General features: G+C 46.6%; 27 protein-coding genes and 1 tRNA gene. 6 read left to right on the top strand and 22 right to left on the bottom strand.

What is annotated here, in order from left to right; translation table 11 throughout:
- Positions 1 to 15: 15 nt before the first annotated feature.
- From AMICO_RS07305 to hrcA, 11 genes are all read right to left on the bottom strand, one after another.
- On the bottom strand, positions 16 to 1,149 hold the full coding sequence (locus AMICO_RS07305; protein ID WP_013048813.1) for an ABC transporter substrate-binding protein: 1,134 nt from the start codon (positions 1,147 to 1,149) through the stop codon (positions 16 to 18).
- A 133-nt stretch (positions 1,150 to 1,282) separates the two neighbouring features.
- Positions 1,283 to 1,744, bottom strand: a complete 462-nt coding sequence (gene nrdR, locus AMICO_RS07310; RefSeq protein WP_013048814.1) for a transcriptional regulator NrdR — start codon at positions 1,742 to 1,744, stop codon at positions 1,283 to 1,285.
- Positions 1,745 to 1,815: 71 nt separating this feature from the next.
- Positions 1,816 to 2,280 carry a GatB/YqeY domain-containing protein gene (locus AMICO_RS07315; RefSeq protein WP_013048815.1) on the bottom strand — a complete coding sequence of 155 codons (465 nt, stop codon included), beginning with the start codon at positions 2,278 to 2,280 and terminating at the stop codon, positions 1,816 to 1,818.
- Positions 2,281 to 2,286: 6 nt separating this feature from the next.
- On the bottom strand, positions 2,287 to 2,475 hold the full coding sequence (rpsU, locus tag AMICO_RS07320; protein WP_013048816.1) for a 30S ribosomal protein S21: 189 nt from the start codon (positions 2,473 to 2,475) through the stop codon (positions 2,287 to 2,289).
- Between the two features lie 34 nt (positions 2,476 to 2,509).
- Positions 2,510 to 2,851, bottom strand: coding sequence for a histidine triad nucleotide-binding protein (locus AMICO_RS07325; RefSeq protein WP_013048817.1), 342 nt, complete (start codon positions 2,849 to 2,851; stop codon positions 2,510 to 2,512).
- Between the two features lie 184 nt (positions 2,852 to 3,035).
- On the bottom strand, positions 3,036 to 4,340 hold the full coding sequence (gene mtaB, locus AMICO_RS07330) for a tRNA (N(6)-L-threonylcarbamoyladenosine(37)-C(2))-methylthiotransferase MtaB (protein WP_013048818.1): 1,305 nt from the start codon (positions 4,338 to 4,340) through the stop codon (positions 3,036 to 3,038).
- Positions 4,337 to 5,203: a 50S ribosomal protein L11 methyltransferase gene (locus AMICO_RS07335; protein ID WP_013048819.1), complete on the bottom strand. Its 867-nt coding sequence runs from the start codon at positions 5,201 to 5,203 to the stop codon at positions 4,337 to 4,339. The genes mtaB and AMICO_RS07335 overlap by 4 nt, the downstream gene beginning before the upstream one ends.
- Before the next feature lie 103 nt (positions 5,204 to 5,306).
- Complete coding sequence (gene dnaJ, locus AMICO_RS07340) at positions 5,307 to 6,449, bottom strand: molecular chaperone DnaJ (protein ID WP_013048820.1); 1,143 nt, start codon at positions 6,447 to 6,449, stop codon at positions 5,307 to 5,309.
- 13 nt (positions 6,450 to 6,462) lie between these two features.
- Positions 6,463 to 8,286 carry a molecular chaperone DnaK gene (gene dnaK / locus AMICO_RS07345; RefSeq protein ID WP_013048821.1) on the bottom strand — a complete coding sequence of 608 codons (1,824 nt, stop codon included), beginning with the start codon at positions 8,284 to 8,286 and terminating at the stop codon, positions 6,463 to 6,465.
- Positions 8,287 to 8,344: 58 nt separating this feature from the next.
- Positions 8,345 to 8,956, bottom strand: coding sequence for a nucleotide exchange factor GrpE (locus AMICO_RS07350; RefSeq protein ID WP_013048822.1), 612 nt, complete (start codon positions 8,954 to 8,956; stop codon positions 8,345 to 8,347).
- 20 nt (positions 8,957 to 8,976) lie between these two features.
- Positions 8,977 to 9,996, bottom strand: coding sequence for a heat-inducible transcriptional repressor HrcA (gene hrcA / locus AMICO_RS07355; RefSeq protein ID WP_013048823.1), 1,020 nt, complete (start codon positions 9,994 to 9,996; stop codon positions 8,977 to 8,979).
- Positions 9,997 to 10,175: 179 nt separating this feature from the next.
- On the opposite strand from hrcA, the gene AMICO_RS07360 reads away from it, so the two are divergent.
- The 4 genes from AMICO_RS07360 to AMICO_RS07375 all read left to right on the top strand — a co-directional run bounded on the left by AMICO_RS07360 (position 10,176) and on the right by AMICO_RS07375 (position 13,402).
- Positions 10,176 to 10,826: a histidine phosphatase family protein gene (locus AMICO_RS07360; RefSeq protein ID WP_013048824.1), complete on the top strand. Its 651-nt coding sequence runs from the start codon at positions 10,176 to 10,178 to the stop codon at positions 10,824 to 10,826.
- A gap of 86 nt (positions 10,827 to 10,912) precedes the next feature.
- The gene (gene folP / locus AMICO_RS07365; protein WP_013048825.1) at positions 10,913 to 12,136 is read left to right on the top strand and encodes a dihydropteroate synthase; all 1,224 of its coding nucleotides are present in this window, start codon (positions 10,913 to 10,915) and stop codon (positions 12,134 to 12,136) included.
- Positions 12,136 to 12,627, top strand: a complete 492-nt coding sequence (gene folK / locus AMICO_RS07370) for a 2-amino-4-hydroxy-6-hydroxymethyldihydropteridine diphosphokinase (protein WP_013048826.1) — start codon at positions 12,136 to 12,138, stop codon at positions 12,625 to 12,627. The genes folP and folK overlap by 1 nt, the downstream gene beginning before the upstream one ends.
- A 19-nt stretch (positions 12,628 to 12,646) precedes the next feature.
- Positions 12,647 to 13,402 carry a hypothetical protein gene (locus AMICO_RS07375; RefSeq protein ID WP_013048827.1) on the top strand — a complete coding sequence of 252 codons (756 nt, stop codon included), beginning with the start codon at positions 12,647 to 12,649 and terminating at the stop codon, positions 13,400 to 13,402.
- Positions 13,403 to 13,452: 50 nt separating this feature from the next.
- On the opposite strand, the gene AMICO_RS07380 is transcribed toward AMICO_RS07375, so the two are convergent.
- Genes AMICO_RS07380 through AMICO_RS07390 form a run of 3 tightly spaced genes read right to left on the bottom strand, consistent with a single transcriptional unit; the run spans position 13,453 to position 16,666 of the window.
- Entirely contained in the window at positions 13,453 to 14,031 is a 579-nt protein-coding gene (locus AMICO_RS07380) for a redoxin domain-containing protein (RefSeq protein ID WP_013048828.1), read from the bottom strand.
- Between the two features lie 32 nt (positions 14,032 to 14,063).
- On the bottom strand, positions 14,064 to 14,924 hold the full coding sequence (locus AMICO_RS07385) for a thiamine pyrophosphate-dependent enzyme (RefSeq protein ID WP_013048829.1): 861 nt from the start codon (positions 14,922 to 14,924) through the stop codon (positions 14,064 to 14,066).
- Positions 14,921 to 16,666, bottom strand: a complete 1,746-nt coding sequence (locus AMICO_RS07390; protein ID WP_013048830.1) for a 2-oxoacid:acceptor oxidoreductase subunit alpha — start codon at positions 16,664 to 16,666, stop codon at positions 14,921 to 14,923. The genes AMICO_RS07385 and AMICO_RS07390 overlap by 4 nt, the downstream gene beginning before the upstream one ends.
- A gap of 137 nt (positions 16,667 to 16,803) precedes the next feature.
- Between AMICO_RS07390 and AMICO_RS07395 the strand changes: the two genes are divergently transcribed.
- Positions 16,804 to 16,980 (top strand): TFIIB-type zinc ribbon-containing protein, encoded by a 177-nt coding sequence (locus AMICO_RS07395; RefSeq protein WP_013048831.1) that lies wholly within the window; start codon positions 16,804 to 16,806, stop codon positions 16,978 to 16,980.
- A gap of 48 nt (positions 16,981 to 17,028) precedes the next feature.
- On the opposite strand, the gene AMICO_RS07400 is transcribed toward AMICO_RS07395, so the two are convergent.
- Both AMICO_RS07400 and AMICO_RS07405 read right to left on the bottom strand, forming a co-directional pair.
- Complete coding sequence (locus AMICO_RS07400) at positions 17,029 to 18,651, bottom strand: carbon starvation CstA family protein (RefSeq protein ID WP_013048832.1); 1,623 nt, start codon at positions 18,649 to 18,651, stop codon at positions 17,029 to 17,031.
- A 70-nt stretch (positions 18,652 to 18,721) separates the two neighbouring features.
- Positions 18,722 to 19,147 carry a hypothetical protein gene (locus AMICO_RS07405; protein WP_013048833.1) on the bottom strand — a complete coding sequence of 142 codons (426 nt, stop codon included), beginning with the start codon at positions 19,145 to 19,147 and terminating at the stop codon, positions 18,722 to 18,724.
- Positions 19,148 to 19,246: 99 nt separating this feature from the next.
- Here AMICO_RS07405 and AMICO_RS07410 point away from each other — a divergent pair.
- Positions 19,247 to 19,321 (top strand) — tRNA-Val (locus tag AMICO_RS07410).
- Between the two features lie 142 nt (positions 19,322 to 19,463).
- Here AMICO_RS07410 and AMICO_RS07415 read toward each other — a convergent pair.
- From AMICO_RS07415 to AMICO_RS07440, 6 genes are read right to left on the bottom strand one after another with little or no spacing between them, the layout of a single operon-like run.
- Entirely contained in the window at positions 19,464 to 20,750 is a 1,287-nt protein-coding gene (locus tag AMICO_RS07415; protein ID WP_013048834.1) for an adenylosuccinate synthase, read from the bottom strand.
- A gap of 2 nt (positions 20,751 to 20,752) precedes the next feature.
- The gene (locus AMICO_RS07420) at positions 20,753 to 21,784 is read right to left on the bottom strand and encodes a divergent polysaccharide deacetylase family protein (protein WP_013048835.1); all 1,032 of its coding nucleotides are present in this window, start codon (positions 21,782 to 21,784) and stop codon (positions 20,753 to 20,755) included.
- Between the two features lie 15 nt (positions 21,785 to 21,799).
- Positions 21,800 to 23,008, bottom strand: coding sequence for a S41 family peptidase (locus AMICO_RS07425; protein ID WP_013048836.1), 1,209 nt, complete (start codon positions 23,006 to 23,008; stop codon positions 21,800 to 21,802).
- Positions 23,009 to 23,044: 36 nt separating this feature from the next.
- Positions 23,045 to 24,259 (bottom strand): murein hydrolase activator EnvC family protein, encoded by a 1,215-nt coding sequence (locus AMICO_RS07430; RefSeq protein ID WP_013048837.1) that lies wholly within the window; start codon positions 24,257 to 24,259, stop codon positions 23,045 to 23,047.
- 27 nt (positions 24,260 to 24,286) lie between these two features.
- Positions 24,287 to 25,171, bottom strand: coding sequence for a cell division protein FtsX (locus AMICO_RS07435; protein WP_013048838.1), 885 nt, complete (start codon positions 25,169 to 25,171; stop codon positions 24,287 to 24,289).
- Positions 25,158 to 25,853: a cell division ATP-binding protein FtsE gene (locus AMICO_RS07440; protein WP_013048839.1), complete on the bottom strand. Its 696-nt coding sequence runs from the start codon at positions 25,851 to 25,853 to the stop codon at positions 25,158 to 25,160. Before AMICO_RS07440 ends, AMICO_RS07435 begins: the two co-directional genes overlap by 14 nt.
- Positions 25,854 to 25,855: the final 2 nt, after the last annotated feature.

Genomic DNA, 25,855 nt, shown 5'->3' on the forward strand with positions numbered 1-25,855 from the left:
ACACGAAAGGAACTATTACATTTCAGGTTTTACTGTTCCGATAAAGGTCTTTTTACCATCCTTGATCATAACGATACCCACTTCTTTTTCAGCATCATGAGTTTCGTTGATGGTAGTGTTTCCAGTTACACCCGGGAAATCCTTGGTTTCAGCCATAGCCTTGGTGATGGCTTCGGGCTCCGCAGCGCCGGCTCGCTTGATAGCGTCGATAACCAAAAGGTAGGAATCGTATCCAAGAGCGGCATTGACGTTGGGATCTTTGTCTGGGTGACCTTTCTTCCAGTTTTCGGTAAATTGTTTCGCGAGGGGGTTCATGTCAGTCATTGAAGGGTCATAGGGGAAAGTGGTGTGCATGAAACCTTCAACGGCCTCTCCACCAATAGCGACTATTTCGGGGTTATCCATGGCATCGCCGCCCATGATCTTGAATTCTGCACCAAGTTCGGCAGCCTGTTTCATAATGATAGCGCCTTCGGCGAAGTAAGAAGGAATAAACATAATGTCAGGTTTTTTGCTGATTATTTCTGTAAGCTGCGCCGTGAAATCCTGGTCGCCTGTGTTGTACTTAAGCTCTGCAACAATCTCTGCCCCCAATTTCAAAAAGGACTGTTTAAAAAATCCAGCCAAACCTACACTATAGTCATTAGAAACATCAACGAGAGTTGCGGCTTTTTTCGCCCCGAGTTCCCTGATAGCATAAGTTGCGGCGGCGGCGCCCTGGTAGGGATCTATAAAGCATGCGCGGAAATAATATTTTTTACCCTGGGTTACGAGCGGGTTTGTACAAGATGTCCCCATAACGGGGATCCCTGCTTTTTCTGCCACTTCTCCGCCAGCCATAGCAAGAGAGGATCCATAGGTTCCGATAATGGCAACAACTTTTTCTTTCTCGATCAGTCTTTTTACCGCATTTGCGGACTCGACTTTGTCTGACTTGTTATCCACTACTATGAGTTCTACTTTCTTGCCTAACACTTCCGCGACTTCTTCGTGAGCCATTCTCACGCCATCCAGCTCAAGCTGGCCGCCAAAAGCATTTTGCCCTGTCAGAGGAAGAAAAACTCCTATGCGAATCGTGTCTTGAGCAAAGGCCATTCCTCCCAACAGCAGAACCATTGCTAACGCTAACCCAATCCTTCGCAGCTTCATAAATCAAACCCCTCCTTTTAATATTATTAAAAGAGAAAGAATCTATGACACATAAAGCCTATATAATTATACACGAATATTGAGTCTGGCAATGGATTAAATTCCCACTGGGAAGTAACTTATGATAAAGCAGCTAATCTTTTTCCCCGGAAAGCCGGGATATCTCTCGCTGAAAGCTTGACAGATCTGTAAACTCACGGTAAACAGAAGCAAAACGAACGTAGGCAACCTTATTTAACTGCTTCAGTTCCTCCATTACTCGCTCCCCTATGAGAGAAACCGGAATTTCACCATATCCGCCAGACCGAAAACTTTCTTCTATTCTGGAAGCTACTTCTTCAATCTGTTCTAAAGATACGGGAAGCTTCTCACAGGCCTTGCTGATTCCTCTAGTGATTTTTTCACGGTCGAAAATTTCCCTGCTGCCATTTTTTTTAATGACCCGCAACGTTCTCTTTTCCTCTACCTTTTCATAGGTTGTAAATCGGGCCAGGCATTCAGGGCATTCTCGCCTACGGCGCACCACCCGTCCCTCGTCCGCGGTACGAGTCTCAATTACCCGAGTTTCCATAGCTCCACACTTGGGACATCTCATAGATAACTCTCCTCCAATATCTGTAAAAATAAAAGCCGGGCACAAACCCGGCTTTTATTTTACATGAAGAACTAATCTACAAGAGACTGCAGATAGGATTGGACCCTGGATTTGACCCTTTTCCCCTCTGCCCTACCACGGATTTCCCCCATTAAACGGCCCATTACACGGCCCATATCCTTGGGACCCGTAGCTTTGACAGCAGCTGCAGCCCTTTCAATCATTTCATCAAGCTCTTTGTCAGAAAGCTGCTCTGGAAGATATGTTTCAAGAAACACAGCTTCACGCAACTCTTCTGCGGCTCGCTCGGCAGCTCCCCCTGCGGTATATTGCTCCGCGGCTTCTTGTCTCTGTTTAATGAGACGCTGGATAAGGGCAACAATATCATCGTCAGCAAGTTCCGTCGTACGGCCCTTTTCCGTCTGAGCCTTTTGTATTTCTGATTTCAACATTCGTAACACAGAAAGCTCAAGCTCATGTCTTGTTTTCATAGCTGCAACGAGATCTTTCTGAATACGTTCCGACAGATTGCTCACCTTAACTTACCCCCTGGATCTGCTCCGTCGTTTTCTGGCCGCTTCGGCCCTCTTTGCTTTTTTCACTTCGCTCGGTTTCTCATAATGCTCACGTTTCCGTGCCTCTCGAAGGGTTCCAACTTTCGAAACCTCACGCTTGAAGCGCCTGAGCGCATCTTCAAGGGACTCGTTATCTTTCCGAATGATCGTTGTCATACAGGATCCCCCCTTTCTATGCCACCCACATTGACTAACCTGGTGGCCAGCGGAACGATCGTCCCGCCAACAGGTGAACATGAAGGTGGGGGATTGTTTGTCCGGCTTGTGCACCACAGTTAATAACCAGCCTATAACCGCCATCACCCAGATCAAGTTCCCGGGCAACTTCTGTTGCTGCTCCCATAAGATCTGCCCAAACCTCACCTTCGAGAACTTCGGCAGCAGACCCTACGTGCTTTTTGGGAATAACAAGCACGTGAACAGGAGCCTGAGGATTAACATCTTCAAAAGCTATAACCTTAGAATTTTCATAAACTATTCGGGCGTCCAAAGCTTTTTCGGCTATTTTACAGAAGAGACAATTCCTGCTCACTAAAACCCACCTCTCAACTTCAGGTTATTCTATACTAGATTTTTCTTCTGGACAATAGACTTAACCCAAACTGTTCCCTTTAAAACAGGCAAACTAAGAAATAATTTTCAAGACTTCAACAAATCAGTTCGTTTACACTCTTTATTATACCAGTCAAAAATTAATCATAAACTATAAATAAGTACTATCCATAAAGTTGTTCTGAATCATATGACCTGGTCAAAGTTTTTATAATGCGCCCCGGCGAGACCATTTGGGGAACAACCGCTTTCACAAAAAAGGGGGTCAGGCCTGTGGATCCAGTTTCCGCAGCATCTTCTATGAACACAGAAATTTCTTCTCCAACCCACTGAGAACAATATTCTCTAAAAAGCTGTTCTCCCATTTCCATGACCTTATGGACCCGTTCCTGCACAACATGTCTGGGAAGGTGATCATCAAAAGATGCCGCCCTGGTCCCCTCTCTAGAGGAGTAAGGGAAAACATGAACCTTTCCAAAAGCGACTTCTTTCATAAAAGACAGGGTGTTAGCGAAGGCCCTTTCATCCTCTCCTGGAAAACCCACAAGAACATCTGTACTGATATGTATTCGAGAGCCGAGATAATGCCGCGCCCTCTCCACAGAAGCCATATATTCCAATGGAGAGTATCCCCGTCTCATTCTCTGCAATACAGTGTCATCGCCACTTTGGAGGGGGAGATGGAGATGGGGGCAAAACTGAGGCGTCTCAGCCAGCGCTGAAAGCAATTCGTCATTTATCCCAAAGGGTTCCAGGGATCCGAAACGAATACGTTCGACCCCCGGAATTGCTCCTGCCTGTCGTACCAATTCCCCTAGGGAAACTTCCCCGAACTGGCCGTAGAGACCGAGATGGACGCCTGTAAGTACAACTTCAGTGCATCCTGAATCCGCTATGGAGCGAACCTCTTCAAGCACGCTGTTCAATGGCCTGCTTACAGGTTCCCCCCTAACAAAGGGAATGACACAATAGGAACAAAAATGATTACATCCGTCCTGAATCTTGACAAAGGCCCTGCTGTGAAGAAGGGGCTGGAATTGGAAAAGATGATCCCATTCTTCGCTATGAAGAATATCATTTCTCACAATAGTTAAGGGTAATGGTCTTTTTTCCCCGAGAGCGTGGTTCAACAGTGAGGGAATCTGCCATTTCTGCCTGTTGCCCACAAGAAGGTCAACCCCAAGGCGCTGGGCAAGATTAGGGTCTGCCTTTTGAGCCCAGCAGCCCGTAGCCACAAGAAGAGCTTCAGGAGATTGCCTTCGCAGCCGCCTGAGAAGCTGGCGACTTTTTTTATCCGCAATTGCCGTCACAGTACATGTGATCAGGACTGCGGCATCATAGGGCGGCGCCTTCACTATTTCGGCACCTGTCCTCTTTAACATGGAGGCCAGGGAATCCGCTTCAGACTGATTGGAGCGGCACCCCATGGCCATAATATTGATCTTTTTTCCTTGCAAGGCGCCCTTCATTTTCTGGTTACTGCCACTCCCCACCACTCATTTTGTTCAAGTTCATCTATGATCTTCAAACCCGCTTTGCCAATGGCCTCCGTAAACATTATCTTTTCTTTAACTAGAAGTCCTGAAAAAATAGCAATCCCGTCATCTTTTAACACTGCGGGGACATGAGGCACCATCGAAATAAGGGGCTCAATGATAATGTTCGCCATTAACAGGTTGACCTGGTGGTTAAAATCTTTAAGCAAGTCTCCTTCTTTCAAATCTACTTCTTCTCTGAATATGCCGTTCAGCTCCATATTATTCAGCACTTCGTCCAAAACAGCGGGATCCAGGTCCCTCGCATAGACCTTGCCGGCACCAAGGCGGATCGCCCCAATAAAGAGAATGCCTGACCCTGTTCCGATATCAGCCACATCCCAGTGTGGTTTCATATGGCGTTCCAAAAGGGTCAAAGCTATTTGAGTACTCTCATGATACCCTGTGCCAAATGCGGAGCCAGGATAGATGTAAAGCGGTATGCGGTCCCTGGGTTCCGAACCCCGATGCCAGGGTGCGAGGACAACAAACTCCTCCCCTACCGGCAAAGGAGGAAAAGCCTCTTTCCATTCAGTATGCCATTGCCGATTTTCTATTTTCCCCATATCGACGGCAGTTATGCCTGATAGAGGCTCAATAATACGATTGAGCTCATCAAGCCAGTAGCCTAGGTCATGGGAGGTTCGATAATAGATGCGGAGAAGAATCTTTTCGGGGCTTTCATGCTCTTCAGAGCCTATTCCGCCAGAAAGATCGGCGAGAGAAACCATTTCCTCTTCAAGTCCTGTTTCTCCTTCCAGGGTTATATACCACCAGAAACTTTCTGCTCCGGCCATAATTCGTCCTCCTCTATAAAAACTTTGGTAAAAAACGGGGAGGCGTAGGCCCCCCCGGCAAGTTTTGAGTCTACCACGAAGAATTCAAAAATGCAGCCCTTTCTCAAGAACCGAAAAGGTTTCTAAACTTAGAAAACAGACCTTCGTCCTTTACTTCAAGCTCCATCTCCTTGGCCAAACCTTCAATCAACGCTTTTTGTTTTTCTGTAAGACGGGTGGGAACTTCTACCGTTACATGGATGAACAGGTCTCCCCGGCCTCGGCCTCCTCTAAGTCTGGGCATTCCTTTGCCGCGAATACGGAAGACTTTTCCTGGCTGGGTTCCCGAAGGAACCTCCAATTCCTCTACCCCATCTATCAACGTTTCCAGGCGAATCATCCCTCCCAGGGCTGCCGTTGGAAAAGCAATGGCCTCTTTCTTATGAAGATCTGACCCGTCTCTCTTAAAGACGGGATGGTCTTCTATGTTAACGACAAGATAAAGATCCCCTGGCGGACCGCCGTTAATGCCAGCCTCGCCTTCACCATGGATGCGCAACCTTGTGCCAACGTCCACACCGGCTGGAATTTTCACTTTAACACGATGGAGGTTCCGCGTCCGTCCCTGGCCGTTACAAGAAGAACACTTATTCCTGATAAATTGGCCAGACCCGCCACATTCAGGACAGGGAGAAACAGAAACGAACTGCCCAAAAGGAGTTTGCTGGCGAATTTCCACCTGGCCCGTACCTCCACAGCGTGAACATCTCTCTGGCGACGTCCCTGGTTCTGCGCCGCTTCCGTTACACCGAGCGCAATTATCCCATCGGGGGATCTCCACTTCATGATCTAGCCCAAGAGCAGCGTCTTTGAGGCTGATTGTAACTCTCATTTCAAGATCCGCGCCTTGGCGGGGTGCTCGGGGGTCGGCTCGGCGCCGCCCCATTCCCCCACCGAATATATTTTCAAAGAGATCTCCGAAAACATCCCCCATACCGCCAAAACCATCGAAGGGACTGCCGCCTGGAGGCATATCGCCCACAGTACCAAACTGATCGTACTGGGCACGCTTCTGAGAGTCGCTTAAGACCTCATAGGCCATATTGATCTTCTTGAATTTCTCCTCAGCATCGGCATTACCTGGATTTGCATCAGGGTGATATTTCCGAACAAGCTGACGATAGGCCTTTTTAATATCAGCTGACGAGGCATCCCGGGGAACGCCAAGTATTTCGTATAGATCTTCCTGCGTACCGGGAGATGGCACTTCAAATCACCCCTTACGCCTGACCCTGATCGCTGAACTCTGCGTCTACGGTCTCTCCGGCGCCTGAAGCTTCCTGAGTTCCTTCTCCTTCGGCACTGGAGGAGGCATTTGCCTGGCTATACAACCGCTCAGAAAACTCCTGAATTTCTTTTATCAAGGTTTCCTTGGCAGCTTTCATCTTCTCCAGATCGCCGCTTTCAAGAGCTTTCTTTATCTCTTCAACAGCGGTATTGATCTTGCCCTTCTCTTCAGCTGAGATTTTGTCGCCATGATCCCGGATAAGTTTTTCTGCCTGATATATTATGCCGTCTGCCTCATTTTTGAGTTCAGCTGCTTCTATTCTCTCCCTATCTTCACTTTCGTGCTCTGCTGCCTGGCTTTTCATCTTCTCTATTTCTTCATCAGAAAGCCGTGAGGACTGAATGGTGATCCGCTGCTCCTTGCCCGTGCCTTTATCTTTTGCTGAAACGTTAAGGATTCCGTTTGTGTCGATATTGAAAGTCACTTCTATCTGGGGAACGCCGCGAGGGGCTGCCGGAATCCCGTCGAGCACAAAGCTTCCAAGTTTTACATTATCTGCCGCCATAGGGCGCTCTCCCTGCAATACCAAGATCTCTACCTGGTTCTGATTATCAGCCGCAGTGGTAAAGACCTGGCTCCGTGATGTAGGGATGGCTGTATTTCGTTCGATGATCTTGGTAAATACACCGCCAAGGGTCTCGAGACCTAAAGAGAGAGGGGTTACGTCCACGAGAACTATATCATGATGGTCTCCCGTCATAATAGCACCCTGAAGAGCGGCGCCAGCCGCAACACATTCGTCTGGATTGATGCCTTTCGTGGGTTCTTTGCCAAGAAGATCCTTAATTTTCTTCTGCACCATGGGCATTCGGGTGGAACCGCCAACGAGCAATATTTTATCCAAATCCTTTGCGGAAAGGCCAGAATCGCTCAATACCCGATTTACAGGGCCTTCCACCCTGGCCATAAGGTCTTGGGTCAGCTCTTCGAACTTGGCCCGGGAAAGGGACATTTCGAGATGTTTAGGCCCAGTTTCATTTGCCGTAATAAAGGGCAGGGATATGGTAGTTTCCGGCATGGAGGAAAGTTCCACCTTGGCCTTCTCCGCCGCTTCTCGCAAGCGCTGCAGCGCCATGCGGTCATTCTTCAGGTCGATGCCTTCCAGCTTCTTGAATTCAGCGACCATCCACCCTACGATACGACTATCCCAATCGTCGCCGCCCAACATATTGTCGCCGGAGGTGGCAAGCACTTCGCACACGCCCTCACCTACGTCAAGAATGGATACATCAAAGGTTCCGCCGCCCAGGTCAAAAACAAGCAGCTTGCTTTCTCCCTGCTTTGAATCTCCATAGGCAAGGCTTGCCGCGGTGGGTTCATTGATAATCCGAAGCACTTCAAGTCCGGCAATGGTACCGGCATCCTTCGTCGCCTGGCGCTGAGCATCGGTAAAATAAGCCGGAACCGTTATAACTGCCTTTGTCACAGGTTCGCCAATATAATCCTCAGCATCCCGTTTCAATTTCTGCAGTATCATGGCAGAAATCTCCTGTGGAGTGTAGGCTTTGCCGTCAATCTGAACTGTTTTTTCACTTCCCATGTCCCTTTTAATAGAAAGGATGGTGCGATCCGCATTAACGATGGTCTGCCGTTTGGCCAGCTGACCAACGAGCCGTTCCCCATCCTTAGTGAAAGCTACCACTGAGGGCGTTGTTCGCGCCCCCTCCGCATTCGATATAATAGTTATGTTATCTCCTTCTTTAACAGCTATACAGCTGTTGGTCGTTCCTAGGTCTATTCCCACTACCTTTGACATACATATCACCTCTAGAAAAGAGTATAATTTTCTGCGAAATTCTTAATTGAGCTCTATACTAAGCATCTTGATTCGCTTCTTTGTTTCCTCTATATTTGCCAACCTTAACTCTGGAGGCTCGAATCACCTTGTCGGCCATTCTGTAGCCTTTCTGAAGTTCCAATATAACAATCCCATCTTTTTCAGGATCTTCCACATCCTCTATTCCTACGGCCTCGTGGCAAGCCGGAGAAAAAACTTCTCCCTCTGTAGGGATCTCAGAAACCCCAACACTCTCAAGCACCGATAGGAATTGGCGGCGAACCATAGCAACTCCCGTTCGAATATCCTGTTCCTCAGTTTTCTCTGACTGGCTCAAAGCCCTGTCGAGGTTATCGAGAACTGGCAAAAGCAGCAAAACAATCCGCTCTCCAGCCAAACGAATGTACCGTTCCTTTTCTCTATCCACTCTATTTTTGAAGTTATGGAAATCGGCTCTGGCTGAGGCGGCAGCAGTTCTCAATGCTTCATTCTCACTTTTAAGCTCTTCTATAACTTTTTCCATTTCTTCTTTTTCCCTTGTTACAATTTCAAGGATCTTTTCTTGAGGAAGCTCTGCAGTCTCTACCTTTTCTACTGCCTCTTCCATAGGAGAATCCTGAGCCTGAAAATCCTTATCTCCAGGGGTCATAGAACACAAACCTCCTTATTTTATGAATTCGTATCGTCTTCTTCAATATCTGCCATCATCGCTTCAAGAACAGCAATGGTTTTTTCATAATCCATTCTCATGGGGCCAATAATGCCCAAAACAGTTTTGCGCCCTCTCTTGCGGGACGGAACCATAAGAACAGAACAATTTTGCATGCCGACTTCCGGGTTTTCGTCCCCGATAGTCACGCAGACTTCTCCGCCAACTGAGCATCGCCCCACCATTTCAACGAGGGACGACTCTTCCTCGAGAAGGGATATCACGGCCTGAAGTTTGCTGACATCCTGAAAATCCGGCAAGCTTAAAATATGCTGAGCGCCGCCAGTAAAGAGCTTGTAATTATATTTTTGTAATAAGGCGTCCATCTGAAGGATTGCGGCACGGCATGCACTGGAAAGCTTTTCAAGCCCCTCGAGTACGTAAGAGTACAACACTTCGCGGACTTCTGACCACGGATGCCCCACAGCTACCATGTTAATCCGCCTAGCCAGCTCATCCAGAGAATCCTGTGAGAGTTCGCAAGGTAACGTTACCATATTATGGTGGACAAGCCCGCCTTCGAGAATAAGTATGACCAAAACGGCATTGCCACCAAGACACAAAAAATCAACCCTCTGTATCTCCACTTCGTGAAGGGAAGAAATAGCAGCCACTCCCACATAATTTGTAACACGACCGAGAAGTTGAGAGGCATATGAAAGAAGGGATTCTATCCCCTGCTTCTGATCGCTTATGCCATTCCGCCAGTGTTCAAATCCTATTGGGGGAACCCTTCTTCTATGTAATATGGAATCAACGTAAAGGCGATAGGCCCTGGATGTAGGAAGACGCCCTGCAGAAGTATGAGGCTGATAGAAGTACCCCATCTGCTCAAGATCGTACATTTCATTACGAACAGTAGCGGCACTGCACCCTCTCAGATATTTACGGGCAATAGTTCTGGAACCAGCAGGCTCTCCAGTCTGGATATACTCATATACAACGGCTAGAACAATCTCGAGTTGCCGCTCGGTAAGCATGAATCTCCCCTCCTTTTGAGGGTGTATTAGCACTCTGTGTCAATGAGTGCTAGCCTCACTATTTACAAAAGGTAGATTATCAACCCTTAGAAGTATTGTCAAGACTGGTCAACCTTTTTGTTCTTCCTTCAATTTTCTGTTATAAAGGTTGACATAGATAACAATAAGGAGGCTTTATGATGGCTACCCAATATAAACATACGACAATTCTTTTAGCCCGGCACGGAGAATGCCAAGGGAACAGAGAGGAACGATTCAGGGGTCGGATCGACTACCCACTGAATGAACGGGGGCTGGAACAGGCAAGAGATCTTGGGAAAGCCATCATCCCCTTCTCCCCTTCGGCTATATATTCGAGTCCGCTATTGAGGGCACGGCAGACAGCCTCTGAAATAGCTGACGCCTGCAGCAAGAATGAAGTTATGATTCATGAAGGGCTCAACAATATATATTTTAGCAGCTGGGAAGGACGTCTCAAATCAGAGATTGCTTTTGAATACTCCCATGAATGGAATATATGGTTGACCAGCCCTGAAAGGCTTGCCCTGCCTGGGGCCGAAACACTCATTGAGATACAGCAGCGATCTTTTGCTGCTCTAAAGGAACTTGTGGTAAAACATGAAGGAACAACCTTTGTCCTCGTTTCCCACCGCACTGTTCTTAAACCCCTTATCGCCGCTTGTCTGGGAATACCTGTACCCTATTTCTGGAAAATACATATGGACACCGCTTCATACAGCGTCCTTATCTATGACCCTAAACGAGGATACGGCCTTTTCTGTTTAAATCAGACATCCCATTTAAAGAAGGTTGTCACCGAGTGGATTTAACCTTTTTCTTGACCTCCTCATCAAGAGGACTTATTATCTTTGTGCTTCACCTTCTTTAAAAATATTCTGAGAAAGGGATCTGTGCATTGGCTACATACGAATTAAAGATACTTAATAGCGACGATCTTTTATCATTAATAGCAAAGATCGGGGCTGACCCCCGATCCGCGGCGTACTTTTTGCCCAAAAGGGAAGTTCTTTCCTTTTGGATCCCCCAGGTCGATTTTCGCGCAGCCGCCTATTTAAAGCAGGAAATGCTCGCCCGAGGGGGCGATGCTATAGTGCACCGCAACGTTATTGATGGAAGAACGAAGAGAAGCGACGTTCTGTTAATTGGAACAGAAGGCCAGTACAAGGCTATCTTCCCCAAGCTGGAAGCCATGTCATGCTGGGGACTCGATACACTGCGCAAAGCCCTTTATGCCGCCTTTCGGAAAAGCCATATTGCCGCGTGGGACATTACCCTGCCAGGCGGCCGCACCCTTGGTCTCGGCAAAGGGAAAACGAAGATCATGGGCATCCTTAACATAACTCCGGATTCCTTTTACTCAGACAGCCGGCTTTTCACTGCCGACATAGAAGAGATTCTTATAAGGGCTCAAAAAATGATCGACGCGGGCGCCCATATCCTCGACATAGGGGCAGAGTCTACCCGACCCGGATCCGAACCAATTTCAGAAACAGAAGAAAAAGGCCGTCTGCTCCCAGTACTTCGAGCTCTTAGAAAAAAATTTCCTGAACAGGTTATCTCTGTAGACACGTATAAAGGGAATATCGCAAGGGTCGCAGCAGAGAATGGAGCAGATATCATTAATGATATATCAGGGTTTACCCTCGACAGCGACATGCTTCAGGCAGTTGCCGAAACAGGGCTTCCCTATGTGTTGTCCCATATCCAAGGCACACCCCAAACCATGCAGTCAAATCCTTTTTACAACAATGTCGTTGAAGAATCCATTGATTATTTTGAAAAGAAACTCCAAGAACTGGAAAATGTGGGGGTTTCGGCAGATCGCGTTATAATTGACCCTGGGATCGGATTTGGGAAACGTTTACAGGACAATCTCCGTATCCTTAAGTCTATCCAATCCTTTCGAAGTCTTGGGCGCCCACTTCTTATAGGTCATTCAAGGAAAGGATTTATCAAGAACATCCTTAATAAAGAAAACCCTGAGTCACGCCTTTATGGGACCATGGCCGTTTCTGCCTATTGTGCTGGAGAAAAGGTTGAACTTGTGCGGGTTCATGACGTAGAGGCAAGCCATGACGTTTTAGAAGTGATCGATGCCATAAGGGAGGCAGAATTGTGATGCGCCTAGCGCTAGGTATTGGAAGCAACGTCGGCGACCGAATGAATAACTTGAGGAAAGCAGTACAGCTTCTCAAGGAAAAGGGCGTTGTCATCATTGCTAAAAGTGACATTTTTGAAACGGCGCCTATGGGAGTGACAGATCAACCCCGTTTTTTAAACGCCTGTATCGTTGTTGATACAAAATTTGATCTTGAAGAGTTACTCTCCGTTGTAAAGTCTATAGAACAGGAAATGGGACGTGTCCACAGATTGCGATGGGGACCCCGGGAAATAGATATCGATCTTTTACTTCTGGAAAACGGTGAAGTGCTGGATAGCTCAACGCTCAAGGTTCCCCACCCGGAAATGCATAAAAGAGCTTTTGTTCTTATGCCCCTTGCGCAAATAGCTCCGGATTGGATACATCCCCTGTTGAAGGTTTCTGTAAAAAAACTGGCAGAAGATATTCACTCGCAAGATGAAACATTGCTAAAAATATCCAGTCTGTAGCAGGAGGTGTTTGGCGTTTATGCAATGTAAGAAGATTTGTAGAATTGCCATCATAGTAGCGGCAGCTAGCCTTCTTCTTTCTCTCTCTGCCCTGGCAGCGGCAAATCCGCTCCAGGTATACTCAGTGCCAGGACATCCCCTTGCGCTGACAGTTCAGAATAGAAAAGGGATCATAGAAGAGGCCTGGCTTAGATCTCCTGCGGGCCTCCATCCCCTCAAGATCCTTCAGGGCAAGCGAATCACAGACAGCACCTGGTGTTTACCTATAGCGGACAATGACTTATGCGCAGATCTCATCTGGAAACTTTCTTTTACAGATCCTGATACGACAAAAAGTTATTTCCTCTGGATCACTGCCCTTACGGAAACTCCAAGGGCATGGCTTGCCGTCACGCCGGCAGGACGGTCTCGCTGGGACTCATTGCCTCTTCATTTAACCATACCAGACGATGTCTTTCTTTACATGTCTCCTACTCTTCCTGCCTATGCTGAACTGGGAGACCTGGAACAAAACAAATTACCCCTTCTGACTTTTGTATACACTGTTGGACTCACACTAGACGGGCCTAATTTTGTCCTCGTCCCAGAAGTTTATCGCCAGCTTCTGCCCATTGCTGATCTCGTTCGCAAAGCTGAAATAAACAGCACCATACGATCGTGCTATGGCAGGCTTTATGATGATTTTGAGAAAATGGGGAAGGGGCAATCACCTTCAAGAGAAGCGATCATTAATTTTAATTGGAAAAAGATTCTCAGCATAAACTGGCAAAACTAACCCCCGGCTGCGCCGGGGGATTCACTGTGCTTATACGTATTTAAGTAACGCTAATTTGTGGCGTCAATTCCCTTTGACCGGCTGTCCTTCATACAGACTGTTCTCCCCACAGCGTCTTTCAGACATCTCTGTATCTCCATATCAAGGTTAGGGATCTCAGTCTGGGTGTAGTCTTTAAGCAGAAAAATTATTTCCCGGAGATTAGGAACTTCCCCTAATTCGTAGCCCTTGGCAAAGATCACTTCGTGCTTCTCATTAAGAATGATATTTACCCTCGCTGAAAACCCCTCTTTCTCTACAAACACCCCATATTGCCTGGCAACATCTCCATGGGGCCAGAAATCAGAAAGAAATTGAAGTTTTTTTATGCCAAGGGCATCACTCCAGGCTTTTTTCGCCGCAAAGGAATCTACACTCAGGGCAAAGGGCAGGGTGTTAAGCCTTTCAAAGAGCTTTATATGAGCATCTATAGAGTTAACCTGGGCTTGACAGACCTCTGTCCAGGCTAAAGGATGAAATGAAAGCAGTATATTTCTTCCTTTTAGCGAAGAAAGGGTTACATATGTTCCAAATTGATCTTTCAGACAAAAATCGGGACCTTCATACCCCATCTGGATCAGATCTAGCATATGGACTTCCCCCCCTTTAAAAAGTACACCTATTATGCCATAGATGTAATACAACCTTCAATAGTCTTAATTTTTGCCATTCTCTTAAACAAAGGAGCTTTATCCCCTTTATAAGCGTCCATATTCTCTTCAAAGGCAGCTCTGCCTTCCTGGCGATATAGAACCCCAAGGGGAAAGCTATCACTTTTAAGGGCCAGAGCCAGGGCTGCTTTCTGATCGGCAGAATTATGGCTGTCGCCAATATAATAGGTATTCTCTTTAAACCACTTATACGTATTCACCTTGTTAAAGGATACGCATGGTTGAAAAATATCAAGCAAAGCATATCCTTTATGTTGAACAGCCTGCTCTATAAGAAACGCCGTTTCTTCTACATCACCGGCAAAAGCCCGGGCCACAAAGGTGGCACCAAGAACAATGGCCACAGCTAAGGGATTAAAGGGCACAGACATTACACCATGTACCTGAACAGGCGTTTTAAAACCGAGAAAACTTGTTGGGGACGCCTGACCTTTTGTCAAGCCATAAACCATGTTGTCATAAACAATGTTTGTAATGTCAGGGTTTCTTCGAATAGTATGGATAAAGTGATTTCCTCCTTCTCCATACATATCGCCATCACCGCCAATAGCGACAACATTCAATAAAGGGTTTGCCGCTTTAATTCCTGTAGCGTTTGAGAGTGCCCTGCCGTGAAGTCCATTGAAAAAATGACATTTCATAAAATGAGGAGTCTTTGCCGCTTGTCCAATTCCAGTAACGATAACCACATCCGCAGGTTTCCATCCCAACCTTGTAAAAGCTATCTTTAAGGCATCAAGTATGAGGAAATCTCCACATCCGGGACACCATGACATATCAGCAGACGGAAGATCAAAGATTGTCGAGTTCACGACAACACCTCCCCTATAAAACATGAGTCCAGATCTCTCGCTATCTGTTCTACTGAAAATTGCAAACCAGAGTAATATCCAAGCACATAGTCTGGCTCCCTGCCAATTTCACTCTTTAAAAGGCGGGCAAATTGCCCTCTATTATTTCCCTCTACAACAACGATCCTTTGAGCTTGTTCAAGTCTCTCTCCTAGATTTTCCGGAAGGGGGTAAAGTTGCTGAAAATGCATGAGAGCCACATCCGAACGCCCAATATAATCAAGAGCCTCTTCAAGAATATGAAAAGTTGAACCCCACCCTATAATAAGAGTTCTATAGTCCGATGGGCCCACAAATAATGGCTCTTCCGCTTCAACCTTCATCTTTTCCAGTTTTCTGAAACGCTTTCGCACCATACGTTCACGAAGATCAAAGTCTTCATACACATGTCCGACCTCATCATGTTCGTGACTATCTGCACCTACAATGCCTTTGCCATAGCCAGGAATGCCTCTTGGAGAAATGCCGTTACTTGTAATTTCATAACGCCGATAATCTTCTTCCGTTTCAATAATCGCAGAGGGGATTACGGCAGCTTTCACATCAGGAATGGGGATATCGTAATAAGAATTGAGAAAATATTGATCTGTCATAAGTATCACAGGAATTTGATATGTTTCAGCCAGATAAAAAGCTTTTGCTCCCAACCTGAAAGCTTCTTCCAGAGTGGCTGGTGCCAGTACAGCCCTTGGAAACTCTCCATGGCCCCCGCATAATGCCACATCCAGATCTCCCTGTTCCGTTCGAGTAGCCATCCCAGTAGCCGGGCCAGGACGTTGCGCAAGATGTATAACCACAGGTGACTCCATCACTCCCGCCAGGCTAATTCCTTCACACATGAGGTCAAAACCGCCTCCTGAAGTGGAAACCATTGCCCTCGCTCCTGCATAGGAAGCCCCTAAAGCCATGTTGATCGCTGCTAATTCGTCCTCAGCCTGTTCTACAACAATCCCCATTTCCTCTGCCTTTTGTGCCATGTAGGTTAAAACTCCCGTGGCTGGGGACATGGGATAGGCTGTTATAAAAGAACATCCTCCGGCAAGAGCCCCCAGAGAAATGGCATCGGTGCCATTCATCACCACTCTATGAGCTGAACGCATAACTGCTTCTGGTGGAAGGAGTATGGAATCTCCTTTTACAAGGGCACGCCCCACTTCATATCCTCTCTCTAGAGCAATTTTGTTCTTTTCCGCGATATCTTCTTTTTTTCCGGCAAATCTCTCGTCGCAAAAACCTTTTGCCCATTCCAGGCCTCCCTCTATAAGGCCTATAATCACCCCGGCAGCAACAAAGTTTGCAAAAATCCTACCTCCAATGTCCTTGGCAATCTGGACAATGTCTACATCGACCAAAGAACCTCCCAGGCTCTCTCCTTCCCCGCCCATTTCTTTACTGTCGCATATAATCACCGTCTCTTCTGAGATGCGTCGCAGAATGTTATCGCGAATACCAGGGCTTAAGGGCATTAGAATGTCGATACGGTCAACAAAGGCCCGTATTGGCCACGAAGATATTCTGATTTCTGTAGAATTGTTTCCCCCCCTGACTCGAGACATATATTCCCTGCTGGCAAAGACACTATACCCCGCTTGCCGAAAAGCTCCTATCAACAACTCCTCCACTGTCTGAACACCTTGTCCAGCAGCTCCGCACAGTACGATGGAAATATCTTTTGCAGCTTTGCGCAAAGGGATTCTGCTCATGTGACGCCTCCTCTCTCTTTTGTGGCATATTGTTATAGTACAAGTTTACACTATTCAGGCTAAAGCACTTTATGAAAAAAGAAAATCTACTATAATAGAGAAGCCATCATAGAATATCTAAACGGAGGTGTTTGTGTGTGGCCAAGTTTAAGTGCCTTGAATGCAAAAAAGAATTCGAATTGGAAACGACAGAAGTCGTTATGAAATGTGTCTATTGCGGAAGTCGTTATCTTTCGAAACTAGAAGGAGAGCCTTTAAAACGAGGCAAATCCTGGAACAGTAAATCATTCAGCGTTGGCGGCCCTAACAATTGACATATGAGAGGGGTCGGAACTTTAGAGAAAGTTCCGACCCCTTTCTATTTACGCTTTTGATTCATCTTTTACTTTTAAAGCGCGGAAGGATTCTCGAACCATAAGGATAGCCAAGACTAGAAGGATAATAGAAATGGATACCAGTAGATAGTTCGGAACTCCAGTCAGTTTTTCTTTGATCATGAAGAGCAAGGCGGCAACTGTAGTCGCCAACATAAACCACATGGGAATCATAAGGAAAGAGTTATCCTTCTTCAATCCCTTAACCACCCAGACCCCCACTGCCAAAAGAGCCAGGGCAGCAACTAGCTGGTTCGCCGCTCCAAACATAGGCCAAATAGCAGCCCAGGCCGGAATTGCTTTTCCATCCGGACCAACGGTTTTCACCAGCAGCAAAGCCATGGCGGCAGCTATGGCTACAATGGTTGACGTATATTTATCGACTTTCATATTCGTAAGCTCTTGTATCTGATACCGAGTCAGACGGGTTGCCGTGTCAAGAGATGTCAGCAAGAAAGAGTTAATGGCCAATCCTCCAAGAGATGCTCCTATTTTTGGATCAATGCCAAGAAGCCCCGCAAATTGGCCAAAGCCGTTAGCGTAGGTAACAACGGGTCCTCCTTCTAATATTTTCCCGCTAATCATAATTGTCCCGATAGCGATGACAGCCACAACCCCCTCAAGAAGCATCGATCCGAACCCGACCAGGGTGCTGTCTGTTTCACGCCGAAGCTGTTTTGAAGTCGTACCGCTTCCTACAAGAGAGTGAAATCCGGAAATGGCACCACAGGCCACTATGACAAAAAGCATGGGCCACATATATTGATCGCCCGCGACAAATCCTTTGAAAGCGGGGAGCTGAACTTCGAATTTTCCGCCGAAAACCATTCCGATAGCCCCAACAATAACTGCGAAATAAAGGAAGAATGATGCAAGATAGTCCCGTGGCTGCAACAGAAGCCATACAGGCAATACAGATGCGAGAAGAATATAAACAGCCAATATCCATCGCCATGTGGGCATAGAGTATGTGAAAACCCCCGCAACCCAGGTGGCATAGTTTCCGTACCAGCAGGCTCCAATGACAACAGGTACCATGACCAGCGTCATAAGCCAGAGGGGAGTGTTGTATTTATAGACAAGAACACCAAAGATAACAGCCATAAAGATGTAAAGAACACTCGAAAAGGCAACAGCAGTGTCAGCGGCAAAGGTATTGGCAGAGAGCTGCAAAAAGACCGCGACAACGAGAATAAGAGTTAAAATAGTAAAAACAAGGAAGAAGAACTTTCCGCGCTTGCCCACCCAATGGTCAACAACCTCACCTACTGACTTGCCGTTATGGCGCATAGAAGAAACAAGAGCCCCCATGTCATGTGGACCACCGAGAAAAGCAGAGCCAAGAAGGCACCACAAATACGCCGGGAGCCACCCAAACATACTGGCTGCAGTTATGGGGCCAACAATCGGTCCCGCCCCCGCTATGGATGCAAAGTGGTGTCCCAGCAATACTGCCGGATGGGCAGGACAGTAGTCGATGCCATCATACATAGTTTCAGCTGGGGTAGGATTATCGTCATTAAGGTCATAAATTCGAGCCATATACCGTCCATGAATACGATATACGACTGCAAAAAACACTAATGAAAAAATAAATAGCATCGCTAACATTTTTCTTCACCTCCCAAAAGATTTGGAAATAAAAAACTATCCGCACAAATCCCTGATTCTGTGGGCGCCATCACCCCCAAGTTTGAGAATTAACCATGTCCTTCGCCTTATTGACTAAAGGAGCAAGGTCTTTAATTTTGGGATCCCAGACTGCACCGGGCACATAAGAATACACTTCAAGAAAACCTCTGAAACCCCAAAAAAATGTTTTGACTTTCTTTTTAAAGGTCGGGATCTGTTCGATGAAAAGAAATCTTTGGGTCATTACATCAGGCAAGGGCTTCCACGTAGAAAAGATATCTGCTGCATCACGTACTCCCTGATGGGCCCAGACTACATAGTCGTATGCGTAGTATCGGCCGACTTCTCCTAAAAAGGAATCTTTTACGAAGGTTATCTTTCGAGATACACCCTTCATCTGCTTATAAGACCAGGGTTCGAATCCCCAATAGGTCCATAAATCCATGCTTTTATCTAAAAAAGACATGTCAACCATCTACGATCACCCCTGTGCGAATATTATACAACATACAAATAATTTTTTTCGCTGTGGGTTGAAATAATGAAGCAAGACAGCTATAATACGCTCTGTCGTGGGTGACTAGCTCAGTGGAAGAGCGCTTCCTTCACACGGAAGAGGTCACAGGTTCGAACCCTGTGTCGCCCACCATTTCTTTTTTAAATGTACTAATTTATTATAACTCCATTTCGATAGAAATATTTATCTTTTTTAGTTTTTTATAAAAATAGCGCACATATAAAATGCGGACACCCATATGATATGGGAGTCCGCATTTTATCCAGCCTTTTTATTAAAGACCTCTGAGTATAGTTTGGCTTCGCCCTGGCCCAACGCCTATGAGCTGTACCGGAACCCCTGTTTCTTTTTCTATATACTCTACATATCGTCGAGCCGCTTCGGGCAGCTTTTCGAAGTCTCTGCATCCAGAGATATCCTCTTTCCAGCCGTCCAAAGTGGTGTAAACTGGCGAAGCTTTTGCTAGCAGGGAAGTATTCGTCAGATAGTTTTCATGCTTCTCCCCATTCACCTCATAATGAGTACATATCTTGATTTTTTCAAAACCTGTCAAAACATCAAGTTTCGTGAGAGCTATGGAACTCATGCCATTTACACGCACTGCGTATTTAAGAGCTACCATATCAAGCCATCCGCAACGGCGTGGTCGACCTGTGGTCGCACCATATTCTCCGCCCCTATCCCGTAAAGTCTGGCCATGGTCCCCAAGGTCCTCTGTAGGGAAGGGGCCTTCCCCCACCCTTGTACAATAGGCCTTAACGACACCGATAACCCTGTCAACATCTGACGGACCTACTCCTAATCCTACACAGCCTCCAGCAGCAATGGGGGAAGAACTTGTTACGAAGGGATATGTTCCGTGATCAACGTCAAGGAGGGTTCCCTGGGCTCCTTCGAATAAAATCCCTTTACCTTCAAGCATCGCTTCCCTCAATGCCAAGGATACATCGGCAACATAGGGTTCCAGGGCTTTGCCCCAGGCTCGGGCCTGGGCATATATGTCATCAAAGGCTACTGGCTCCGCATTATAGACTTTCGTCAGCAAAAGATTTTTCAGCTCAAGGTTAAAGGAAAGTTTTTCCCGCAATATATCGGGATCAAAAAGATCTTCAATGCGAATTCCGCAACGATTGAATTTATCAACATAACAGGGTCCAATGCCCCGTCCCGTTGTCCCTATCTTTTTATCCTTGCTCCTGAACTGCTCGTCAGCTTTATCAAGTATTTTGTGGTAAGGCATTACTACATGAGCCGACCCGCTTATCATCAGACGAGCCCTATCTTTTCCCTGTTCCTGAAGGGTGTGGAGCTCCTTAAGGAGCTGTTCCGGATCCACCACGACTCCATTTCCCACTACACATAATTTACAAGGATAAAGCATCCCTGACGGCAAAAGGTGGAATACGTATTTTTCATCTTCGACAATCACCGTGTGCCCGGCGTTGGCCCCTCCCTGGTAACGGGCGAAAACCTCCACCCGATTCCCCAGAGCGTCAACTACACGCCCTTTACCCTCATCACCCCACTGGGCTCCTATAATAATCTCTACTCGTCCTTTCACTTTCAAGGCCTCCTCATCGTGCCCTTTTCTTCTTCGAGAAGTTCAGGCACCGTTACAAATTTTACGACGTTTATATTAGAATCGCAAAGTTCCTGTAAAAAAGGGATTGTATCAGGTCTGTTATGGCATATTGCCAAAACCCATCCTCTTCTCTTCGCGATAGTAATCGCCCTCTGAAATTGTTTTCTCATAAATTCAATATCTTTTTCATGGTCAAGAAACACTGAATTATACACTGCTGGAATCCCATAACAAAGGGCCATATCATAGGCAACAGAACACGAAGAGGTGCGACTGTCAACAAAAACCTTTTCTAATGGCCTAAGGGTTTCCATCAAGGCTTCCATTGTTTTCTTATCACTTGTGGCTTTCGAGCCTCTGTGATTGTTCATCCCCACTGCACCTGGCAAAAGGGCAAAAACGTCCCGCACCACTTTAGAGAGCGCCGGAGCCGACATACCAACTCCTATAAGTGAGGCTCCCTGGGACTTGTCTGCCAATGCTTCCATAGGCATGTGCACTAAATAAGGAATATTTTTTGACGCGGCAAGCCGGGCTGTTTCATGAGTGAATCGTTGATAGGGAATAATGGCCCACGTAACAGGGAGATCTATAGCCGCAATTTTTTCTGCCAGCGAATAGGAAAAACCAAAGTCATCAATTACGATAGCAATTACAGGAAGCGGCTCCCCCTCATCTCTATTCTCACCTTCTGCCTCTGCCTTGATTTCTGTATTAATCTCTTTTTCGCGGTCAAAGTTAGAGTGTGTAACAATATCACCACTAGAGGCAGAACCAAATGCAGGCTCAGATTGTGATTCCATCACGCTCTTCTTGTCTTTCCATAGATCAGCAGACAGAGGCTCAGTCTTCTTTTCTGATGATATAGGGATCGGCACTTGCCGCACATCATGCTTTTTCTCTTGTTTAGTCGATGTTAAAAGAAAAAGAGCTAAAAATAAAACAAAAACGCTAGACAGGATAAAGAGGAGGTCAATGGACCTCCCCCTTTTTTTCCATCTTTTTTTCACCATAAATTTTTCCTCTGATTACTTCTTCAAAAAAGGAGACGTTCCTTTTTCAAGCTTCACGAGCTCTTCTATAGCACGTTTCAACTGCACGTCCTTTTTGCGATCCGGATTGTATTCCCCCTCCACAGCAATCTGAGGGGTCAAGCCGATGTTGTCTATCACCTTATTTGAAGGAGTGTGATATCGAGCTATGGTAACATAAAGCCCCGAACCGTCTGACAGGTTGAAGAGGGTTTGTACAGACCCTTTCCCAAAGCTCTTCTTTCCAACGACCACTGCTCTCTCATGGTCCATAAGGGCTCCTGCCACTATTTCGGATGCGCTCGCACTGCCTTCGTTGATCAACACAACCAGAGGGAGCTCTGTCAATACCCCCGGCCGGGCATACAGCTTATCGTTCGCCCGTTCTACACGGCCTTCCATTCCCACCACCAGGCTCCCATCGAGGAAAAGATCGCTTACATCCACTGCAGCGCTTAGAAGGCCGCCACCATTGTTGCGAAGGTCAAGGATCAGCCCCTTAGCGCCCTTTCCCTCAAGCTCAACAATGGCGGATCGCACTTCATCCCCTGTTTTCTGCTTAAACTGTGAAAGTCTTATATATCCTGTGTCTTTTTCAAACATTTCCGAACGGACGGAAACAAGCTTAATGTTTTCTCTCATCAAATCAAAACGAAGCAATTTTTCTTCGCCCTCGCGGCGCACCCAGATAATCACAGAGGTACCTGCCGCGCCACGAAGACGTTTTACCACTTGCTGGGATTCCCAGCCAATAATAACATCTTCGCCTATCTTGACTATTTCGTCTCCCGGCTTCAATCCGGCCCTGTCAGCAGGCGTATCTTCTATGGGGCTAATGACCAAGGTCTTTCCATCCCTATGACCAAGATAAATGCCGAGTCCCCCGTATTCACCCTCCATTTCAATCTCTTCTTCCTTCAGTTCTTCGGGGCTTACGAATCGGGTATAAGGGTCGCCGTAGGCCTGAACAAGGCCTTTCATTGCACCGTAGACAAGGTCCCTTTCTTCTTTTTTCTTTTCTTCGCTATCTATCTGGTAAGTTTCTATAATAGCCCGGGCCTGCTTTATAAGCCAGAGGTTTTCAAGTTTGAAAGGCACGAAACGGGCCAGATCCTCCAAGTCTGAAGCATGGGCTCCCAAAAGAACTCCTGTAAGAACTACCCCTAAAATCAGTCCGAAGGCAACGCCTCTTAATCGTTTGAACATGCTATGTCTTTGCTCCTTTTCTCGTTACTGAGATGGTTATTGCAAATATTTCATCGGATCCCGCGCGTCGCCATTAACACGCACTTCGAAATGGAGGTGGGGCCCCGTACTCACCCCGGTACTTCCAACATGGCCGATCACTTGCCCCTTTGACACTCCCTGTCCTTCATCTACACCTGTGCTGGATAGGTGGGCATATACAGTGCTCAAATCCCTGCCATGATCTATAATAATGATCTGTCCGTAGCCTCGAAGCCACCCAACATAGAGAACTTCTCCGGGACCTGCTGCTCTTACCGCTGTTCCTCTTGGTGCCCTGATATCGATCCCCGTATGCATAGTCGTTGTTTTAAAAACAGGATGAACCCTCTTGCCAAAGGTTTCTGAGACTTCTCCTCGAAGAGGCCAATCCAGCCGTCCCCCGACAGGGACATAGGCAATAACTCTTGTAGGCTTCTCATTACGTTCGCGTTCTTTGGCAATAAGCTCCTGTTTCTGACGCATAAGACGGCGAATCGTATTTCCTACTTCCTGCTGGGCCTGCTGAAGTTCCCGGGCCGCCTGCTCATGAAGAGCTTTTTCCTTCCTTAACTTTCCCAAAAGGGCATTTCTTTTCTCTATCTCTGCCTTATAACGCTTCCGTTCGCCCTGCAGTTTTTTCTCCTGAGACTCAAAAAGGGCCTTCTGTTCCTCAAGTTCCTTTTTAGATGCCTCTATTTTCTCCCGGCTAAGGGCCAGGTCATCGATCATATTTTCATCTTCTCTGGCTATTTTACCAAGAAGTATAGAAGTAGACATAGCTTCATGAGCCGTTGATGCTGTTAAAAGAAGATCTATTTCTGCCATTCCTCCGTATTTGTAGATGGCAACAAAACGCTCTCTCAAATATCCTTTTATTTCCTCTATTCGAGCATCTGTTTTTTTTATGTCTTCGTTCAGTTCCTTTATTCTTCGCTGTGCCTTGGCCTGCTTTAATTCCAAAACCTTGATCTGCTGTTCTGTCTTTTGCTTTTTCTGATCGTATTGGGTAATCTGGCCGAGGATGCCCCTCTCCTTTTCTCCTGCTTTTTTAATGAGGTCTTCGTAATAAGCAGCTCTCCGTTCAATAATCGTCATACGCCGCTCTTCTTCTGCTATCTGCTGTTCAAGCTCCTGAGTGGTAAGAGCGAAAATAGGTGGTGTTAAACAACAAAAAATATAAAAAGCCGCTAGAAGGATACCGAATAAAAGTTTTTTTGTGAAGCACTTCAAGGGATCACTCCCCCTTTCTCCTTCACATTAAAGAGGTTTTTCTGCCACACGCACAAAACGACTCACTGCAAACCAGCTGCAAACCCAGCCTAGGGTTGTTCCTATTCCCAAAAGGAGCAGGTAGAATTTTAAAAGAAATTCCGGCTGGGCAATTAGCTGGACAAAGGGAAGAGTCGTCCATATGGCTTCTCTCGCAGTCGAATAGGATCCAGCAACAGCGAGAGCTGCCAGTAACGCTCCCAAAGATCCCAGGATCATGCCCTGCAAGACAAAGGGGAGAGAAATATATGTCTTAGTCGCTCCCACCAATACCATTACCTGTATCTCTTCTTTACGGGAATATAAAGAGATCCTGATGGTGTTATAAACCACAAGAGCGCTGATGATCAGTGCAAGGCTCAAGACAACGACGGATATTTTAGATACCATGAGGGAAATGCGAGATAGCTTTTCTGCTAATTTTCCCGCATATACAAGTTCATCAACTTCAGGCATAGCTGTCAGTTTTCGAACAAGAGGAGCCACATCCCCAGCCCGTTTCACTTTAACTTCTACGCTCCATGGCAATGGATTTTCTCCTAAAAGGGTTACTGCCCTGGCCTTGGTGCCTAATTTGGCCCGTAAACGCTCAAGGGCTTCCTCGGGAGATACGGCCTTGGCGTAGGTTACATAGGGAATTGTTTTAATTTGTTCTGCCGTTTTCTGAATCTGACCGCCCTCTTTAAAATAGACCTGAACCACCAGCTCACTTTCAACTTTGGATACCATAGATCGGACGTTCAAAGAAAAAAGAGCGGACATCCCTAGCAAATAAATCACTGCCCCTGCGGTAATGAGCGTAAGAATGCTAAGTCCCCAGTGTCGAAAAACCAACCTGAATGTATCACGAAGGGCGTATCTAAAGCTCGCCATCTATAAGATACCTCCCTTTCTCTTCATCTCGGACAATGCGGCCTTCCTGAAGTTCAACAACTCTCTGACGGTAGGCATCCACAAGATATTGATCATGGGTGGCCATTATGACAGTGGCTCCGGCGGCATTCAACGCCACAAGCAGCCTCATAACATCCTCTGCCGTATGGATGTCGAGGTTTCCTGTAGGCTCGTCCGCTATAAAAATAGCGGGAGAGTTAGCCATTGCCCTGGCAATCGCCACCCGCTGCTGTTCTCCTCCCGAAAGCTGGGGGGGGTACAAAAAACGGCGTCGCCACAATCCAACCTGGTCGACTACCTCGTTGGTGCGTTTTTGTACCATTCTTCGAGGCATTCCCATGGATTCCAGAACAAAAGCTACATTCTCCCAGGCTGTCAAATGGGGAAGAAGTTTAAAATCCTGAAAGACAACGCCAAGATACCGGCGATAGTAGGGCAACTGTGAAGCCCTGAGCTTTCTCAAGTTCTGGTCACCAACGGTCACCTGACCACGAGTTTGAATGAGTTCTCTGGTTATAAGCCTCATAAGAGTCGTTTTTCCAGATCCCGTGGTTCCCACAAGGTATACAAATTCTCCCTGCATTATGGAAAGATAGACATCTTCGAGAGCTACAATGTCCGGTTGGAATATTTTAGTGACCCCTGCGAGACGTATATCCATTC

The sequence above is a fragment of the Aminobacterium colombiense DSM 12261 genome, from assembly GCF_000025885.1.
In the GTDB taxonomy this organism is placed as follows: Bacteria; Synergistota; Synergistia; order Synergistales; family Aminobacteriaceae; genus Aminobacterium; species Aminobacterium colombiense.

Excerpts from the sequence above, each read along its gene's own strand:
- AMICO_RS07305 (WP_013048813.1), bottom strand. The coding sequence starts at position 1,149 with ATGAAGCTGCGAAGGATTGGGTTAGCGTTAGCAATGGTTCTGCTGTTG.
- nrdR (WP_013048814.1), bottom strand. The coding sequence starts at position 1,744 with ATGAGATGTCCCAAGTGTGGAGCTATGGAAACTCGGGTAATTGAGACT.
- rpsU (WP_013048816.1), bottom strand. The coding sequence starts at position 2,475 with ATGACAACGATCATTCGGAAAGATAACGAGTCCCTTGAAGATGCGCTC.
- mtaB (WP_013048818.1), bottom strand. The coding sequence starts at position 4,340 with ATGAAGGGCGCCTTGCAAGGAAAAAAGATCAATATTATGGCCATGGGG.
- AMICO_RS07335 (WP_013048819.1), bottom strand. The coding sequence starts at position 5,203 with ATGGCCGGAGCAGAAAGTTTCTGGTGGTATATAACCCTGGAAGGAGAA.
- dnaK (WP_013048821.1), bottom strand. The coding sequence starts at position 8,286 with ATGTCAAAGGTAGTGGGAATAGACCTAGGAACGACCAACAGCTGTATA.
- AMICO_RS07350 (WP_013048822.1), bottom strand. The coding sequence starts at position 8,956 with ATGACCCCTGGAGATAAGGATTTTCAGGCTCAGGATTCTCCTATGGAA.
- hrcA (WP_013048823.1), bottom strand. The coding sequence starts at position 9,996 with ATGCTTACCGAGCGGCAACTCGAGATTGTTCTAGCCGTTGTATATGAG.
- AMICO_RS07360 (WP_013048824.1), top strand. The coding sequence starts at position 10,176 with ATGGCTACCCAATATAAACATACGACAATTCTTTTAGCCCGGCACGGA.
- folK (WP_013048826.1), top strand. The coding sequence starts at position 12,136 with ATGCGCCTAGCGCTAGGTATTGGAAGCAACGTCGGCGACCGAATGAAT.
- AMICO_RS07375 (WP_013048827.1), top strand. The coding sequence starts at position 12,647 with ATGCAATGTAAGAAGATTTGTAGAATTGCCATCATAGTAGCGGCAGCT.
- AMICO_RS07380 (WP_013048828.1), bottom strand. The coding sequence starts at position 14,031 with ATGCTAGATCTGATCCAGATGGGGTATGAAGGTCCCGATTTTTGTCTG.
- AMICO_RS07390 (WP_013048830.1), bottom strand. The coding sequence starts at position 16,666 with ATGAGCAGAATCCCTTTGCGCAAAGCTGCAAAAGATATTTCCATCGTA.
- AMICO_RS07400 (WP_013048832.1), bottom strand. The coding sequence starts at position 18,651 with ATGTTAGCGATGCTATTTATTTTTTCATTAGTGTTTTTTGCAGTCGTA.
- AMICO_RS07405 (WP_013048833.1), bottom strand. The coding sequence starts at position 19,147 with ATGGTTGACATGTCTTTTTTAGATAAAAGCATGGATTTATGGACCTAT.
- AMICO_RS07420 (WP_013048835.1), bottom strand. The coding sequence starts at position 21,784 with ATGGTGAAAAAAAGATGGAAAAAAAGGGGGAGGTCCATTGACCTCCTC.
- AMICO_RS07425 (WP_013048836.1), bottom strand. The coding sequence starts at position 23,008 with ATGTTCAAACGATTAAGAGGCGTTGCCTTCGGACTGATTTTAGGGGTA.
- AMICO_RS07435 (WP_013048838.1), bottom strand. The coding sequence starts at position 25,171 with ATGGCGAGCTTTAGATACGCCCTTCGTGATACATTCAGGTTGGTTTTT.
- AMICO_RS07440 (WP_013048839.1), bottom strand. The coding sequence starts at position 25,853 with ATGGATATACGTCTCGCAGGGGTCACTAAAATATTCCAACCGGACATT.